Source organism: Gardnerella lacydonensis (genome assembly GCF_048545055.1).
Taxonomy (GTDB): domain Bacteria; phylum Actinomycetota; class Actinomycetes; order Actinomycetales; family Bifidobacteriaceae; genus Bifidobacterium; species Bifidobacterium vaginale_C.
Genome location: NZ_JBKQXT010000002.1, coordinates 213,510 through 230,613, shown reverse-complemented (window position 1 = coordinate 230,613; position 17,104 = coordinate 213,510). Strand labels below are relative to the sequence as shown.

Here is a 17,104-nt window from a genome sequence, read left to right as displayed (position 1 = left end):
CCACACGTGTTGCATTTATTCTTACTCAAACATTTTAAGTATAGCTGATTATTGATTCGAAAAACACAATTAGAAGTAGAATATGCTTTAACTCTTTGAGAACAAAATCAAATTATATTCATTTCAATCTTGTTTTAATCTAAGATGTGAATGCTTTAATTACTTTTAAAGTTTAAAAATATAAATTTTATTAACTTCACTTATGCAAATTTGCGCATGCACCAGAAATAATCTTAGATAAACCGTCCATAATTTGGTCTACAGGAGAAGCTGCTCTCCAGTTTAAATACAGTGAACGATATGGTTTTGGATCTTTAAACTCGCGAATTGTCAATCCTGACGGCTGAACAATTGGAGGAAGAATAGAAAGACGCGGAAGCAAAGTCACATCTTTACTTCCAACAACCATGTATCTTAATGTTTCCAAAGACGTAGCACAAAATTCAGACTGCTTTGCGCCAACTTTTTGACATACATCTATCATGCTTCTACGCATGCAATGACCATCTTCTAAAAGTAGCACTTTTTGGCTAGACAATTGCGAAACATCAATTGGAGTTTTTTCATGACCAAACTGCGAATTTGTAGAAGCAGCCAATAAAAAGTCCTCGTCAAAAATATGTTTTACTTTTAAAGAAGATTCATTTAATCGCTCGCTTAATATTGCGCCATCAATCTGACCGCTATGCAACATTTCTACAAGGCTAGCAGACTTTTCTTCTACAAACCGAATATTAAAATTCGGCTTAACTTTACGCAAAACTGGCATTATTCTTGGCAAAAGATAAGGGCATAATGTTGGAAAAACGCCTAAAACTATAGTAGACGACCATGGGTCTTCTAATCGCCTTGCTGCTTGATAAATACTTGAAACGTCGGCATGAATACGCTTTGCATAATACACAACCTCTCTGCCTGCTGGAGTTAGAATTTGCTTTCCAGGAGTTCTTTCAATAAGACAAACTCCAAGCAAATCTTCTAATTTTTTAATTTGCGTAGACAACGTTGGTTGAGAAACGTGCACACGTTCAGCTGCTTTTGTAAAACTTTCCTCTTTTGCAAAAGCAATTAAGTATTCAAGCGATTTAATGTTCACGTAATCATCTTTCTTATTAAAGGTAGTAAAAAATATAATATATGTAAATTTTAAGCATTAAAAGCTTATGGGTTAAGAGTTAATCTAATTTTTGCACATTTCTAATTAAATAGTCGAATGCACTAAGAGCAGCATTTGCGCCAGATCCATATGCTGTAACAATTTGCTTATAAGGTTCATCTGTGCAATCGCCAGCAGCAAAAATGCCACGAACACTCGTGCATCCTTTTCTATCTGTTACTATTTCCGAACGATTATTCAAGCTTAGTTTGTCTGAAATCCACTTAGTATTTGGCATTAAACCAATTTGAACAAACACGCCGTCTGTGTGCAAAATTTTCTCACTGTTTTCACCATTAGCATTGCGATCCGTATAATGCACTGCAATAACCTTTGTACCATCTCCTTCTATAGCACTAAGAGCAGCACTTGTTATTACAGTCGTATTAGAAAGATTATTTAAAGAATCAACTAATATTTGATCTGCTTTAAGTGTGTTCATATACTCGATTAGAGTAACGTGATTTGCAACACCTGCTAAGTCTATTGCAGCTTCGACTCCAGAATTTCCTCCGCCAACAACTACAACATTCTTATTTTTAAACAATGGACCATCGCAATGCGGGCAGAACGACACTCCCTTGTTTCTATATTCATCTTCCCCAGGAACACCAAGAGTTCTCCACGTAGCTCCAGTTGCAATAATCACTGCTTTAGCTTTTAAACTTCCGCCAGATTTGGTGTTAATCGTGTGCAATCCGTAAGGTTCTTCTGCAATATCTAAAGATGTAGCCCAATCGGGAGTAAATACGTCAATGTCGTATTGAGCAATGTGGTTTGTTAAATCGTTAGCAAGCTTTGCACCTGTTGTGTGCGTTTGTGAAATATGATTTTCTATGCTTTCAGTTTCAACAACTTGACCACCTCTGTGATCCATAATCATTGCTGTTTTAAGACCTTTGCGAGCTGTGTAAATCGCTGCAGCACTCGCAGCAGGACCTCCGCCTACGAGAATAACGTCGTACGGATTTTTGGCGTTCATTTTTTGCGCTAATGAAGAATCGCCAGAAACCGTAGAATCACTTGAATTTCTTGAATCGCTATTTTTCTCTTGGCTTAAAAGAATCGCAACTAATTCGTCTATAGAAGACCTTCCAGAAGAAATCATCTTTCCGTTTTCAAAAACAGCAGGAACGCTCATAACTCCAAGAGCATCCACCTCGTCTTTAAAAGCGCTTCCTTCTACAGCAATATGTTTTACTTTAGGATTAATAATCGAAATTGTATTAAGTGATTGAACAACCTCTGGGCAATTAATGCAAGAAACAGACATGTATGTAGTAACTTCATGACTTCCAATGCTCAAAATTGCTTTGCGCTGATCATCGCTTATTTTGGGAGCATAACCGCTTACTTGCAAAATAGCCAAAACTAAAGAGCTAAACTCGTGTCCAAGAGGTAAACCAGCAAAACTTACAGACACATTAGTTTGTGGATTAAGTACTGCAAAACTTGGTTTGCGATTTGCGCTATTTTTATCACCTTTTATAACAGTGATTTTGCTGCTTTGATCTGCTACTTCATTTAAAAGCTCAATAACTTTTTGAGAATTTTCGTCATTTTCAACATACGCAACAAGATTAATAGGATTAACCATTTTTGTTAGTAATCCAGCAAGTTGAGTAGTTAAGTTTGAATCCAATAAAGACATTATTTTCACTTTCTATTCTTAAGTAGCAGATCTTTAGCAGTAAATTAATTATTAGAGAAACAGACTTTTAAAAAATCAGATCTTCCCAACTAAGTCAATAGATGGAGCAAGTGTTTCTTCTCCCTGCTCCCACTTTGCTGGGCATACTTCTCCTGGATGTGCTGCAATGAATTGAGCAGCTTTAACTTTGCGAAGCATCTCATCTGCATTTCTGCCGATTCCATCTGCTGTCATCTCGTAGAATTGAATATTTCCTTGAGGATCAACCAAGAATGTTGCACGGTGAGCTAAGCCAGATTCCTCATTCAAAGCATTAAAGTTTCTAGAGAGCGCACCGTTTGGATCACCAAGCATTGTGTATTTTACTTTTGAAATAGCTTTAGAATCATCGTGCCAAGCTTTGTGAACAAAATGAGTGTCTGTTGAAACAGAATAAACTTCTACGCCTAATTTCTGAAGATCTTCATAGTGATTTGCAAGATCTTCAAGCTCTGTTGGGCATACAAACGAAAAGTCTGCTGGATAGAAGAAGAATATAGCCCACTTTCCAAGAATGTCATTATCGCTTACTTCTACAAATTCGCCATTCTTATATCCATTTACTTTAAACGGAAGAATATGCGTACCAATAAGACTCATAACAACTCCAATCTTTAATTGTTTATTTAAAAAATTTTCATTTCTTGCAATTAGCAATATTTTGACCTATTTGCTAAATCCAATTATTCCAATTATTTAGAATCTGAATTCAGCATTAAAATCATAATAGATTATTTATATCAAAAAGACTATATGTATAGGCAACATCTATAACACTAGATGGCATACATCAATAACTATTTAATAAATTTATATTTTCACAAAACAAAGATGATTAAAAGCAAACTAAAAAAAAAATTATTACAAAAGCAGAAAAAAATGGAGCGGACAACGGGACTCGAACCCGCGGTCTCAACCTTGGCAAGGTTGCGCTTTACCAACTAAGCTATGTCCGCAAACAAAATGCCATAATAGCCTGATTTCTCTTTAAATGCAAGTTATGAGTAAAAATAAAAATATATAGTGATTTTTCTGCAATATACATGCAATTTCACGGAGTGTTGAATAACATAAAACGATAAGAAAACGATAAGAAAAATATTGAATACGATAATTATTATCATTAAGCCATAAATTTTTATAAAATTTTTCTTAAAATGTGATTTTTATCATGAAAAATCGTAAAAATAATGTAGAATGAAAATTAGCTTTTACCAAACAGGTAAAAGAAAACTGAAAAGGTAATGTTTTTCTAAAACGAAGCATAGAACAAGGAGGTTTCTATGAAGGCTATTGTTGCAACCAAAGATAAGAAGGCTCAGGTTGTAGAGAAGGAACTCCGCCCATTGGAATTTGGTGAAGCCTTACTCGATATGGAATGCTGCGGCGTATGCCATACTGATCTTCACGTTAAGAACCAAGATTTTGGCGATAAAACAGGCGTCGTTCTTGGACACGAAGGTATTGGCATTGTTAAGGAAGTTGGTCCTGGCGTTACAACGTTGAAGCCAGGCGATCGCGCATCCGTAGCATGGTTCTTCAAGGGTTGCGGACATTGCGAATATTGCACCACCGGCCGAGAAACACTTTGCCGTAGCGTTTTGAACGCAGGATACACTGCCGATGGTGGCATGTCTCAAGAGTGCATCGTCGCAGCAGACTACGCAGTAAAGGTCCCAGAAGGATTGGATCCAGCTCCTGCAAGCTCCATCACTTGCGCCGGCGTTACAACCTACAAGGCTATTAAGGAATCTGGCGTACATCCAGGCGAATGGCTTATTCTATTCGGTCTTGGCGGTCTTGGCAATCTTGCGTTGCAATATGCAAAGAACGTATTTGGCGTACATGTAATCGCGGTAGATGTTAACGATGCTCAGCTTGAATTTGCTAAGGAATATGGCGCAGATTTGTGCGTGAACCCACTTAAGGAAAATGTTCCTGAATTTGCTATGAAGAAGGTAGGCGGCGCTCATGGCGCTGTTGTAACCGCTGTAAGCAAGGCTGCTTTTAACTCTGCAGTTGACTCTGTACGAGCAGGCGGCACCGTTGCAGCTGTTGGTCTTCCACCAGAAGACATGGAACTTAGCATTCCTCGCCTTGTTCTTGACGGAATCCGTTTGGTTGGTTCCCTGGTTGGAACTCGCAAGGATCTGGAAGAAGCATTCCAGTTCGGAGCTGAAGGAAAGGTTGTTCCACAGTGCCATATGCGCAAGATGGAAGACATTAACGACATCTTCGACGAGATGCTCAGCGGTAAGATTCGTGGTCGAATGGTAATCGACCTCTCCCACTGAAAAAGAGATAAGTTATAAAAACTAGAAGCCACTTGGCAAATGCTAGGTGGCTTTTAGTTTATAATTTCATAACTATTAAAATTTTATAAAATATTTAATATTAAATATCATTTCAATGGTGGCATTGGCTTCCAGTTAGAATCATGCAAAATTCTTCTGCTTGCAATCCAACCAGTAAAAAGTTTTTTAACTCCACTTAAAATATGCTCACGATCTACTGCAACAAGTCTAATAATCTCTTTTGCTGCAGTCAAAGCAGTTCCAAGAGCAAACATAAATGGTCGATAATCGCCATGAGTCATAAAGTATCGCGCCATAAAACCACGATTTCGCATAATATGGTAACGATTCATGTCGGAAGTGGAATTTAACTGTCGAACGCCAGCAATATCCCAATTAGGAATATTACGAGTTCTACGAAGAATAACATCCTTTACAACAATCGGATTTGTTACTTTACTGGCAAGATATCCATAAGTTGTGTCATCCCAATAAATAAAATAGTTCGGATCTGGCAAACCGATTTTTTCTACAATATTGCGCTTAAATAATCCACCTTCAAAGCACATAGTGTTCATAACACGATATCCAGATGGTCCAAATGCTGCTGGAGCAATTGGGTTAGGAATTCCAAGAGAAACAATAAAGTTATATTGCCAATAAAAATCGCCACCGTCGTAGTCTAATCGGCTGCCTTGGATCACATCATGGCTTTTAGTCCATTTTGAAAGACGTTCAATAGATTCTGGCACTGTTTCAACGTCATCGTCCATAACCCAAAACCACTCAGCACCAAGCTCGTACGCTTTTTTAACACCAGCACTGAAACCGCCAGCTCCACCAAGATTGCTGCTTTGAGGCGCGTAAACAACGCGGCTTGAATCGCCAGAATCGTTCTTGCTAGCAGAACCCCAGCGACGTGTAAGAGCATCATCTAAATCATGCACCATATCACGAGTTTTTTCACTCTTCTCATTGTCTACAACAACAATCCTCCATGGGCATTGGTTTAATCGCTCAAAAGATTTAAACAGATTTTCAAGCAACTCCTGACGCTTATAGGTAACTACAACAACAGCAAGCTTATCAATAGTATTATCATTTATAACTTCGCTCATATTTTTAATATTACACTTAGCATTGCCATCAATATTATTAACAAAATTCAAATTTTTTAGTACAAACTTTCATTTTCAGATAAATGTTCTTAGCATAAGATAAAAATAAAGAGTAGTTTCAGGGAAGGTGAAAATCCTTACTGGCGGTAACGAGGTAATTCTTGGATTACTGAATTTTCTCGAAGCCCGCGAGCGGCACTACTGCTGCTGATTCGGTTAAAATCCGAAGCCAACGGTTAAAGTCCGGATGAAAGAAACGGAGGCTCTAATGAGCATTTCACGCGAAAATAATCATAAAACAAGCAATCACGCAGCAAATAATCAAATAGCAAATAATCACGCAACTTACTCTGGCACAAGCTATTGGTCAAGTGAAAAGATTGCTAAATACGCACTATTCGTGGCGCTTTCTATGGCTGTAAGCTTTATAGAATTCCCACTTATTCCAGACTTAAGCTACCTTAAATACGATCCTTCGGGAATTGTGTGCTTAATTGCAGGATTTGCCTACGGACCATTCGCCGCTGCAATCGTAAGTGTTCTCGGATTTGCTCCGCACTTCTTCACTAACCCGTTTGGCGCAATAATGGCAATATTGGTTTCACTGGGCGCTTCTGTTAGCTCTGCAATCGTCTACAAAAAAATTAGAACCAAAGAAGGCGCTATTATTTCGCTTGTAATTGGCTCTATAGTTGCGATTGTTCTTGCAATAGTCGGAAACCTTATTATTACGCCATTTTATGCTCATATTAGCGTTGAACAAGTTGCCGCTCTTATAGTTCCAGCTCTGCTACCATTTAATGTGATTAAGCTTGCGATTCATTGCGCAATAACTATGCTTGTTTATAAGCCTGTTTCAAAACTTCTTAAATACAACAAATAGCATTAGCCAAAAATAGCATTAGTTAAATTAAGCAAAAAGCAAGCTGATTATGCAAAGCAATAAATTTATTCAAGATAAAACAAGTTGCAAAGATGAAAAAACTAATATGGATTATTGCACTAAAAAAGATAATGCTGTTTCTTTGCAAAATATTCGCTTTAGCTATGATGGCGGAAAAACTTGGATTTTAGACGGAATAGATCTTGAAATTGCATATGGTCAAAGAATTGCAATAATCGGCAAAAATGGTAGCGGAAAATCTACGCTAGCTAAAATTATTGCAGGACTTTCTTCCCCAGATTCTGGAATTGTTACGCTATGTGGAATAAAAGTTTTTGAAACCAACAACGTTGATCCAAAAGCGTACCAAAAAGCACGAGAATCTATTGGAGCATTGTTTCAAAGCCCAGAAGACCAAATCGTTACAACAGTTGTAGAAGACGATGTTGCTTTTGGGCTTGAAAACTTACGCGCTTCTAAAGAATTCATGAAACACAATATAAACAATGCTTTACACGCTGTAAACATGGAAAATCAGCGTTTTAGCAACCCAAGCAATATGAGTGGAGGTCAGCAGCAGCGCGTTGCTATTGCGTCGTCGATTGCTATGCAATCAAAACTTCTTGTATTAGACGAGCCTACAAGCATGCTTGATTCTTGTGCAAAAGCAGATGTCGACAAGCTTTTTGAAACATTACAAACGCGCGGCACAACAATCGTACAAGTTACACATAAGATTAGCGAATGCAAAAATGCGGATCAAATATTGATGCTAGAAAACGGTAGGTTGCGTGATGTATGCATATCTAAGTTAGAGGGATTTTGTAAGGAAAAATCGCCAGCTGTTATTGAATCAAAAAGCATGACGGAAAATGCAAAAAAATCAAATACAGCAATTGAAATATCTAATTTAAATGTGAGCTATGCGAATAGTCAAAGTCCAATAATAAAAGACTATTCTCTAAGCGTAAAAACAGGCGAAATCGTTGCAATAATGGGAAAAAACGGATGCGGAAAATCAACGCTAGCAAAAGCAATATGCGGACTTATTAAATATGATTCTGGCTCTGTTTATATAAACGGAATAAAAATTAGCGAAAAAACAAGCAAATCTCAAATGCGTGAAATTCGCAAAAACATTGGTTACGTTATGCAATTGCCAGAACAGCAACTTTTTGCGCAAACTGTTTTTGAAGACGTAGCATACGGTCCAAAAAACTTTGGATTAGAAGGATGCGAATTAGATTCCCGCGTATTAAACACGCTAAAATCATTGCATATTGAGCATTTAGCACAAAAATCCCCATTCGAACTTTCTGGAGGACAGCAACGATTAGCAGCAATTGCAGGTGTTTTAGCTTGCAATCCAAAAATTTTGGTTTTAGATGAGCCTACTGCAGGGTTAGATTTTGAGTATGCAAAAATCGTGTTAAGAATTTTAAGCGATTTGCACAATAAAGGCATAACAATTATTGTTATTACACACGATTTTAGTGAAGCAAAAGCACTTGGAGCGCGCATAGTTACGCTTGATTCGCGCGAAAAGAAGGAACAAGCACAGGACGAAAAGCTTGAAAACGCTAGCGAAAATGTTAGCGAAAACAAAAACAAAAATAAAAACAAAAACAAGTCATTGCTAAGCTTATTCGATACGCGAATCATTCTAATATCATGCTTAATTCTTATGTTTAGCGCGTTTAGCATTACGAACTTCTATCAACTTGGAATCCTTGCGTTATCAACACTTGCTCTAATATTTCTCGCTAGAATATCGCCTATAAAATTATTGTTGTCATTGCACATGTTTATTGCAATATTCGTATTTTCTGGATTGTTTAATCTTCTAGTTGTGCATTCTGGAAAAGGACTTTTTAGAATCGGGCCACTATTAATAACAGACGATGGAATAAAGTTTGCAATACTTTTCGCTTCAAGATTTTCGCTTGTTATACTAATCGGGTCAATAATTGTACTGACAATAAGCCAAACGCGATTGACTGAAGCATGCGCGTCTATTATTTCGCCTCTTAAAATCGTAGGATTGCCAAGTCAAGAAATTGCTCTTATTATGAGCCTTGCTTTGCGATTTTTGCCAACTCTTGCAAAAGAAGCAGAATCTGTAGCTTTAGCTCAAATTGCAAGAGGCGGAAACATAAAAGACGGGTCTATAAAAAAGCGATTGCAAGCAATAACATCTCTTATAGTTCCAGGATTTGCAAGCGTGATTCGGCACGCAAACACACTGGGACTTGCGCTAGATTCTAGATGCTACGTTCCTGGAGCAAAACGCACACACTTACATACGGAGAAAATGCGCTTAAAAGACTTTGCGCTTTTAATAATTACATTGGCCATTGTGTGCGGAATAATTTTTGCTGGAATATTTGTATATTGAACTCATTGAACGTGTTGAACGCGGATTCTTACGGTTAATGTATAATCCGATAAGCATTGAAAATTTAAGCGTTACAAGTAGATAATCAATAGTCGAAGTAGATAATCAATAGTCGATAGTTGGTTGTCTATAATTGCGTTTAACAATATAGCGTTTTAGCGTTTTACTCATATTGAACGCGATTTGGAAGGAAAATAATGGCATTAACTAAAAAGCAGATTAAGCAATTGCGCGCGCTCGCTAACACTTTAAGCCCATTGCTTTATGTTGGAAAAAACGATATTAGCGATGCTGCTGTTAAGCAAGCAGACGAAACAATGCAATCTCACGAGCTTATGAAGTGCGCTGTACAAGATGGCTCTGGATTAAGCGCTAAAGAAGCTGCGGAGGAGCTAGCAGAACATCTTGGTGCAGAAGTCGTTCAAGTAATTGGCAACCGTTTTGTGTTATTCCGCGTTTCAAATCGCGAAGATATTGAACACATTATGCTTGTTCGTGAATAAATAAAACTAATAAAACATTTACGAATTAGTTTTATCATTTTTATTTTCAGGATTGTGGAGAATATTGCGGATTTGAGATAAACGTTGTGAAATCTCGTGCTCGTAGCCGCGATTATTTGGGTGATAATATTCGCGGCCAACAAGCTCATCTGGCATATATTGTTGAGAAGCCACAGCTCCTGGGTAGTCGTGAGCGTACTTGTATCCGTCATGATTGCCCCAACTTTTCATCAAAGCAGTCGGAGCGTTTCGCAAATGAAGAGGCACCTGACCGATATTTCCAGCATCAACGTCTTTGAGTGCTTGATTAATCGCATTGTAGCTTGCGTTTGATTTTGGAGCAGTTGCTACAGCAATCACAGCTTCCGAAAGAATAATGCGCGCTTCTGGCATGCCAATTAAAGCAACCGCTTGAGCTGCAGCAACAGTTACTTGTAAAATTTGTGGAGCCGCCATACCAACTTCTTCGGCAGCAGCAATCATAATTCGCCTTGCAATAAAACGCGGGTCTTCCCCAGCTCTAAGCATTCGCGCTAAATAATGCAAAGAAGCGTCAACATCACTTCCACGCATTGACTTAATAAAAGCAGAAATCACATCGTAGTGGTCATCGCCATCTTTGTCGTAACGAACTGTAGTAGTATCCATTACGTTAGAAACAATATCAGCAGTAATAACAGGCTTCTTTTTGCCATGCTGCAACGCAACATCTCCTGTTACTGCACCTGCTGCAGCCTCTAAAATAGTGAGAGTTTTGCGAGCATCTCCCCCGCTTAAACGAATAATTGAATCTATTGCGTCATAGTCGATTTTAAGCTGATTATTAAGACCGTTTTCGCTAGTTAGCGCGCGTTCTATAAGAGTATGTAAATCTTCTACGCTAAGCGACTCAAGTTTAACAACTACTGATCTGCTAAGTAGCGGCTTAATGATTGAAAAGCTTGGGTTTTCGGTAGTAGCACCAATAAAAGTTACGTCGCGATTTTCTACGCTTGGGAGCAAAGCATCCTGCTGAGATTTAGAAAAACGGTGCACTTCATCGATAAACAGAACTGTTTCTTGACCTTTACTAACTAAACGCTCATGCGCTCGGTCTAGCACAGCTCGAACATCTTTAACTCCAGAAGTTACAGCAGAAAGCTCTTCAAACACGCGACCAGACTGTCTAGCCACAATATAAGCAAGCGTAGTTTTACCAACTCCTGGAGGACCAAACAACACAACAGAACTTGGAGCAGTAAGAGAACCTTTAGATTGCGGATTCGCAAGCCTGCGTAAAGGCGAACCATCTTTTAACGCATGCGACTGCCCCAACACATCTTCAATACTGCTTGGGCGCATACGCACTGCCAACGGACGCGTCACATCGCTAGGCGCACTACTTGCGGAAAATAAATCTTGCTCCATAAATACCAGCTTACACTACATATAGAACAAACGTTCGATTGCATTTTGCGTTCTGCATTCTGTTAGCACATTTTTAAAAAATCACACATGCGAAACTTGGTAATCGAAGAACACAACTTCGCCTTCGTCTTGCGTTGTATCCAAATCAACAACGCCAGTAATAGCCCAATTATGATCTCCGTCTGAATCGTCAATAATCTGCCGAACTTTCCACGAATGTTCACTCTTCTCAAGAGAATCATCCAAAATAAACAAGTCTCCACTTCGAGCCTTGGCATCTATTCCAACATACTCGTGCTCATCATAATAGTCATCAAGCACATCATTCCACTCGTGAACGCCATAGCCCCAAGCCTTGTCAAGCTCTCCTAAAGTATCCGCATCTTCCAAATCCATAAGCTGCACACGGCGGAACATTGCGTTTCGAATCAACACAATAAGACCGCGACGATCCTCAACTACAGACTCAGAAGTTGAAGGCGCAGCCGTAGTTACAGCACTAGCTTCAGCGTCCGATCCTCCAGCACTTTCCCACTCGTCTACAAGACTTGAATCAATAGAGCGCACAACAAGACGAAGCCACGAAATAATATCGCGCAATTCTTCGTTAAGCATGTCTTCTGGCACAGTGCGAGCAAGCGAACGGTAAGCGTCAGAAAGGTAGCGAAGAAGCGTTCCCTCACTTCTAGCAACGCCGTAACGCGAAATGTAGCCAGTAAAATCGGAAGCAGTTTCAACCATGTCTCGAAGCACAGATTTAGGCTTTAGCCAGTAGTCGTTTGCCCAAGGCACATCCTTGCGATATTGCGCAAAAGCAGGAGCTAGCAAATCTTCAAGAGGCTTAGGATAGCTAACTTCAGCTAAGCGTTCCATGCGCTCCTCGTAATCAATGCCATCATCCTTCATACCAGCCATCGCAGCATCGCGAGCTTTACGCTCTTGGGCGCGAAGCACAGGCTTAGGGTCATCTAAAGTTGCTTCAACCATAGAAATTACATCAAGTGCATAGCTTGGAGATTCTGGGTCAAGAAGTTCCAAAGCAGCAAGCAAGAATGGAGAAAGCGGCTGATCTAGAGCAAAACCCTCTGGCATTGCAACATCAAGATCATAATCACAAGAACCATCCGAAAGCTCTCTGCATTCAATAACTTGAGTATCGAGCAAAGTTTGGAAAATATCGTCACAACGCTCAAGTAATTTTTCTTTATCTTGCGGCTTTTGTGCGCTATCTTCAATAAGTTTTTCAACGCGCGCTCTAGCATCCCCACCTTGCGTAACTTCGTTCAAAATCATTGAGTGCGTTACAACCATGTGAGGATTCAAAGTTTCTGGAGCGCTTTCAATAAGCTTAGTAAACGTTGGTTCGCCCCAAACTACAAAGCCTTCTGGAGCCTTCTTACGCTTAACTTTTTTAAGCTTCTTAGGATCATTTCCAGCTTTTGCAACAGCGCGCGCGTTTTCAATCTCGAACTCTGGAGCCTCTGCAACTACTAAGCCCTCAGTATCGAAACCCATTCTGCCCGCACGTCCTGCAATTTGATGAAACTCGCGAGCGCGAAGCTTTCTACTACGATTCCCATCAAACTTTGTAAGAGCTGTAAGCACAACCGAATGAATTGGCACGTTAATGCCAACTCCTAAAGTGTCCGTTCCACAAATAACTGGTAGAAGCCCAAGCTGTGCGAGCTGTTCGACAAGCCTACGATATCGTGGAAGCATACCAGCATGATGTATGCCGACACCAGTGCGCAGTAGCCTTTGCAAAATTTTGCCGAATCCTGTAGTAAATTTAGTGCCTTTAATTGCTTGAGCTATTTTGTCTCGCTGCTCTTTGCTTGAAACTCCCGTGCTTGCGAGCGCTTGAGCTGTTTCGAGAGCTGCGTCTTGCGAAAAATGAACTACGTAGATTGGTGTTAAACCCTTGTTAAATAAGAGTTCTACAGTTGTGGCAAGCGGCTTATCTGTGTACTCGTATTCGAGTGGGATTGGTCTTGGAGCGTCCGCAATAATATCAACACTACGATTTGTTGATTTTTCTAAGCGTTCCGCAATATCCGTTACGTCTCCAAGAGTTGCGCTCATAAGCAAGAATTGCGTATTTGGAAGTGTAAGTAACGGCACTTGCCAAGCCCATCCGCGCTCTGGATCACCATAGTAGTGGAATTCGTCCATTGCAACGCAATCAACTTCAGCGTTTGCGCCTTCACGTAAGGCTTGATTTGCTAAGATTTCCGCCGTACAGCAGATTATTGGAGCATCCGCATTAATATGCGAGTCGCCAGTAATCATGCCTACGTTGTCTCGCCCAAAAATCGCAACTAAATCGAAGAATTTTTCGGATACAAGAGCTTTGATTGGCGCAGTATAGTAGGAGCGTCTGCCGGTTGCGAGCGCTGCAAAATGCATGCCTAGAGCTACTAGAGATTTTCCAGAACCTGTTGGAGTGTTTAAGATTACGTGGTCTCCTGCAAGCAAATCCATAACGGATTCTTCTTGATGCGGCCACAAATCTACATGTTTGTTATCTTTAACCCAATCAACAAATGCTTGAAAAATCTCATCTTCGCTAGCATGATGCAAATCGAAAGCTAACTCGCCCAAACCAGCCATATTACGCTCCTACTTTACTTAAGCTTTACTCGTGATTTTAATCGCAGATTTATTTACTTGCGATTTTACTTGCGCTTCTTCTTATCTCGTACTTTTACGGAGATTTGAATAGGAGTTCCCTCGAATCCAAACTCTTCTCGAAGCGATCGCTCAATAAAGCGACGGTAGCCGTGCTCTAAGAAGCCGGTTGTGAATATCACGAAACGCGGTGGGCGCGTAGAAGCCTGAGTGGCAAACAAGATTCTCGCTTGCTTTCCACCTCGCAAAGGATGTGGATGAGCAGACTGAATACGGCCTAAGAAAGCGTTGAGCTTGCCTGTAGGAATTCGCTTATCCCAGCTGTCTAAAGCCGTTCTCATGGCACGAGCAAGACGATTCGTATGCCATCCTGTTTTTGCGGAAAGATTAACGCGCTCAGCCCAAGTAACTCGCTCAAACTCAGTTTTCCACAAGCGTTCCATGCGCTGTCTGGAAAACTCGTCCATCAAATCCCACTTGTTAAACACAAGTACAATTGCGCGGCCTGCGTCTACAGCCTGACTCATAACCTTCAAATCCTGCTCTGCAATCGGCTGAGAGGAATCGAAAAGAATCAAAGCAAGTTCAGAACGCTCAATCGCAGCTTGCGTACGAAGTGAAGAATAGTATTCAGCACCCGTAAGCTTGTGCTGCCTGCGCTTAATACCAGCAGTGTCAATAAACAGCCAGTCTTCTCCATCAACTCGCACAACCTCATCAACAGGGTCGCGAGTAGTTCCAGCCAAATCGTTCACAACAGAACGTTCTTCGTGAGCTAAATAGTTCAAAAGCGAAGACTTGCCAACGTTTGGACGGCCTACTAAAGCAACTCTGCGAAGTCCTTCTGGAGTTAAGAATCCTGAAGTTTTATTCGCTTTCTTTAAAGAGTTAAGAGCCGCGTCAAGCAAATCTCCAACGCCTCTTCCGTGCATTGCAGAAATTCCGTAAGGCTCACCCATTCCAAGCTTCCAAAACTCTGCAGTCAAATACTCGCTTCTAGCGTCGTCAACCTTGTTAACTGCCAAAGTAATAGGCTTACCGGCAGCGCGAAGCATTGAAACAATACGCTCATCTGTAGCAGTTAAACCAACTTGACCATCTACTAAGAAAATCACAGCATCGCTTAAACGCACTGCTACTTGCGCCTGCTGAGCAATAGAAGAATCAATTCCTTCAACATCTGCTTCCCAGCCGCCAGTATCAACCAGCTTAAAGTTGGTTCCAGCCCACTCAGCGTCGTAACTTACACGATCTCTAGTAACGCCTGGAGTATCTTCTACAACAGCAACTCTGTGACCCAGAATACGGTTTACAAGCGTTGATTTTCCAACGTTTGGTCGGCCAATAACGGCAATTACTCCAACAGCTTTAGTGTCTTTCGATTCATCTTCGCTTGCTAAATCTCCACTAAGAAGCGCACGATCTTCATCGTCAAGATCGTAGCCTTCAAGATTAGCAGCATAACGATCATACTCATCCTGCTCAATCGCAGCATCAACCATTTCAACAAGAGTGTCAAGAGTCTGCTCAAAAGTTAAATCAGAATTATCGAGAGTTGTAACGCCTTCTGCTGCTTGAAGAAAATGCGTAACTTTAGAATCTTTAGCGTCACGAGCGCGAATATCGTCTTCTTCAGATTCAATATTTTCAGATTCATTATTATGCAAATTTTCTTGCGCAATATCCTGCTTGTTTCTGCGAGCTTGACGCACATCCTCACGAGCAGTAAGAAGCACTCGAACTTGCGCATTAGGAGCAACAACAGTAGTAATATCGCGACCCTCTGCAACTATTCCTTCTCCGCCTGAGAAAGAATCTTCACTAGACTCTGAAGCAATATACGCACGCTGAGCAGCAATAAGCATACGGCGAACTGCAGGAATTGAAGATACAGTAGACACATGCGAAGAAACTTCGCTGGAACGCAATTCTTCGCTAATATCCTCGCCTTCGACAGTCACTACAGGATTCTTAGGATCAACACTAAAGTCAGCGTCACTTTCAGTAAATAATGCTCCAACAGCTTCAACAATCTGATTAAAACGTTCAGTATCCGCCAGATTTACAGGATTTCCTTCTTCATCCAATTCAAGCTGCGTGCTTAAATCAATACCTTGTTTCAAGCACCACCATGCTGCAGCCCTATACATTGCACCCGTATCTAAATACGCAAAACCATAGTATTGCGCTAAAGCACGAGAAGTAGAAGATTTACCTACTCCTGCTGGTCCATCAATTGCTACGCAAATCACAGGCCAACCTCCTTAGAAAGCGAGCGCACTTCCGTTTGAGAAAGCACTCGATACGATCCAGCTTTTAAATCACCTAATTTAATAGGACCGATTTGAGTACGCACAAGACGCTTTACAGGGAAGCCAACGGCTCCAAAAATTCTGCGCACAATACGATTCTTGCCAGAGTGCAACACAACTTTCACGATAGTTGCATCGTGATTCTGGTCGATTATTGCGCAGCGATCGAGCTTAATCCAACCGTCTTCAAGATTTACGCCTTGCGAAACCAAGCGGCGGCAAACCATTCCGTTGATCTTTCCTTCAACAGTTGCAATATAAGTTTTCTCAACTTCGTACTTTGGGTGCATAACATGCTGGCTTAGCTCACCATCGTTAGTCATTAAAATAAGACCTTCAGAATCGTAATCCAAGCGTCCCATGTGGAAAATTCGCTCGTACTTGTCTCCAACAATATCTCTTAAAGTGAAGCGACCTTTTGGATCATCCATTGCACTCAAAACTCTTTTTGGCTTATTAAGCGCGAGCGTTACAAGCTTGTGATTAAATTTCACTCTCGATCCGTCTACGCGTATTTTTTGTTTACTTGGATCTACTCGAGTTCCGAGTGTTGTTACAAGCTCATCATCTACTTCAACACGCCCATCTAAGATTATTTCTTCACACTTTCGGCGTGAACCAAATCCCGCTTCAGCAAGTAGCTTTTGCAGTCGAACAGCGTTTTTGGATTCTTGTTGCGCCTGATTGGCGCGGGAATATGCGTTTGGCATCGTTCTCC

At 40.5% G+C, this 17,104-nt stretch carries 12 protein-coding genes, 1 tRNA gene and 1 riboswitch; of the genes, 4 read left to right on the top strand and 9 right to left on the bottom strand.

Annotation, left to right across the window (positions count from 1 at the left end):
* Positions 1–196 precede the first annotated feature (196 nt).
* From ACJV45_RS02970 to ACJV45_RS02955, 4 genes are all read right to left on the bottom strand, one after another.
* A complete protein-coding gene (locus ACJV45_RS02970; RefSeq protein ID WP_004125920.1) occupies positions 197–1,096 on the bottom strand; it encodes a LysR substrate-binding domain-containing protein in 900 nt (299 codons plus the stop codon).
* A 79-nt stretch (positions 1,097–1,175) separates the two neighbouring features.
* The gene (ahpF, locus tag ACJV45_RS02965; protein WP_419397621.1) at positions 1,176–2,807 is read right to left on the bottom strand and encodes an alkyl hydroperoxide reductase subunit F; all 1,632 of its coding nucleotides are present in this window, start codon (positions 2,805–2,807) and stop codon (positions 1,176–1,178) included.
* 75 nt (positions 2,808–2,882) lie between these two features.
* Complete coding sequence (ahpC, locus tag ACJV45_RS02960) at positions 2,883–3,446, bottom strand: alkyl hydroperoxide reductase subunit C (RefSeq protein WP_032812201.1); 564 nt, start codon at positions 3,444–3,446, stop codon at positions 2,883–2,885.
* Positions 3,447–3,726: 280 nt separating this feature from the next.
* Positions 3,727–3,802, bottom strand: a tRNA-Gly gene (locus tag ACJV45_RS02955).
* Positions 3,803–4,129: 327 nt separating this feature from the next.
* Here ACJV45_RS02955 and adhP point away from each other — a divergent pair.
* Entirely contained in the window at positions 4,130–5,140 is a 1,011-nt protein-coding gene (adhP, locus tag ACJV45_RS02950) for an alcohol dehydrogenase AdhP (RefSeq protein ID WP_004120661.1), read from the top strand.
* 107 nt (positions 5,141–5,247) lie between these two features.
* Here adhP and ACJV45_RS02945 read toward each other — a convergent pair whose 3' ends face one another.
* The gene (locus tag ACJV45_RS02945; RefSeq protein ID WP_419397620.1) at positions 5,248–6,258 is read right to left on the bottom strand and encodes a glycosyltransferase; all 1,011 of its coding nucleotides are present in this window, start codon (positions 6,256–6,258) and stop codon (positions 5,248–5,250) included.
* 110 nt (positions 6,259–6,368) lie between these two features.
* A riboswitch (FMN riboswitch) is annotated at positions 6,369–6,521 on the top strand.
* A 5-nt stretch (positions 6,522–6,526) separates the two neighbouring features.
* Between ACJV45_RS02945 and ACJV45_RS02940 the strand changes: the two genes are divergently transcribed.
* The 3 genes from ACJV45_RS02940 to ACJV45_RS02930 all read left to right on the top strand — a co-directional run bounded on the left by ACJV45_RS02940 (position 6,527) and on the right by ACJV45_RS02930 (position 10,039).
* A complete protein-coding gene (locus tag ACJV45_RS02940; RefSeq protein WP_419397619.1) occupies positions 6,527–7,141 on the top strand; it encodes an ECF transporter S component in 615 nt (204 codons plus the stop codon).
* Between the two features lie 49 nt (positions 7,142–7,190).
* Entirely contained in the window at positions 7,191–9,536 is a 2,346-nt protein-coding gene (locus tag ACJV45_RS02935; protein WP_419397618.1) for an energy-coupling factor transporter ATPase, read from the top strand.
* Between the two features lie 197 nt (positions 9,537–9,733).
* Positions 9,734–10,039 carry a YhbY family RNA-binding protein gene (locus ACJV45_RS02930; RefSeq protein ID WP_016810543.1) on the top strand — a complete coding sequence of 102 codons (306 nt, stop codon included), beginning with the start codon at positions 9,734–9,736 and terminating at the stop codon, positions 10,037–10,039.
* 18 nt (positions 10,040–10,057) lie between these two features.
* On the opposite strand, the gene ACJV45_RS02925 is transcribed toward ACJV45_RS02930, so the two are convergent.
* From ACJV45_RS02925 to ACJV45_RS02910, 4 genes are all read right to left on the bottom strand, one after another.
* Positions 10,058–11,446, bottom strand: coding sequence for a replication-associated recombination protein A (locus tag ACJV45_RS02925; protein ID WP_419397617.1), 1,389 nt, complete (start codon positions 11,444–11,446; stop codon positions 10,058–10,060).
* An 81-nt stretch (positions 11,447–11,527) separates the two neighbouring features.
* A complete protein-coding gene (locus ACJV45_RS02920; protein ID WP_419397616.1) occupies positions 11,528–14,056 on the bottom strand; it encodes a DEAD/DEAH box helicase in 2,529 nt (842 codons plus the stop codon).
* Positions 14,057–14,121: 65 nt separating this feature from the next.
* A complete protein-coding gene (der, locus tag ACJV45_RS02915; RefSeq protein ID WP_419397615.1) occupies positions 14,122–16,326 on the bottom strand; it encodes a bifunctional cytidylate kinase/GTPase Der in 2,205 nt (734 codons plus the stop codon).
* On the bottom strand, positions 16,323–17,096 hold the full coding sequence (locus ACJV45_RS02910; RefSeq protein WP_004120677.1) for a pseudouridine synthase: 774 nt from the start codon (positions 17,094–17,096) through the stop codon (positions 16,323–16,325). The genes der and ACJV45_RS02910 overlap by 4 nt, the downstream gene beginning before the upstream one ends.
* Between the last annotated feature and the right edge of the window lie 8 nt (positions 17,097–17,104).

Coding starts and splice junctions, on each gene's coding strand:
- ahpF (WP_419397621.1), bottom strand. CDS start 2,807: ATGTCTTTATTGGATTCAAACTTAACTACTCAACTTGCTGGATTACTA.
- ahpC (WP_032812201.1), bottom strand. CDS start 3,446: ATGAGTCTTATTGGTACGCATATTCTTCCGTTTAAAGTAAATGGATAT.
- adhP (WP_004120661.1), top strand. CDS start 4,130: ATGAAGGCTATTGTTGCAACCAAAGATAAGAAGGCTCAGGTTGTAGAG.
- ACJV45_RS02945 (WP_419397620.1), bottom strand. CDS start 6,258: ATGAGCGAAGTTATAAATGATAATACTATTGATAAGCTTGCTGTTGTT.
- ACJV45_RS02940 (WP_419397619.1), top strand. CDS start 6,527: ATGAGCATTTCACGCGAAAATAATCATAAAACAAGCAATCACGCAGCA.
- ACJV45_RS02935 (WP_419397618.1), top strand. CDS start 7,191: ATGCAAAGCAATAAATTTATTCAAGATAAAACAAGTTGCAAAGATGAA.
- ACJV45_RS02930 (WP_016810543.1), top strand. CDS start 9,734: ATGGCATTAACTAAAAAGCAGATTAAGCAATTGCGCGCGCTCGCTAAC.
- ACJV45_RS02925 (WP_419397617.1), bottom strand. CDS start 11,446: ATGGAGCAAGATTTATTTTCCGCAAGTAGTGCGCCTAGCGATGTGACG.
- ACJV45_RS02920 (WP_419397616.1), bottom strand. CDS start 14,056: ATGGCTGGTTTGGGCGAGTTAGCTTTCGATTTGCATCATGCTAGCGAA.
- ACJV45_RS02910 (WP_004120677.1), bottom strand. CDS start 17,096: ATGCCAAACGCATATTCCCGCGCCAATCAGGCGCAACAAGAATCCAAA.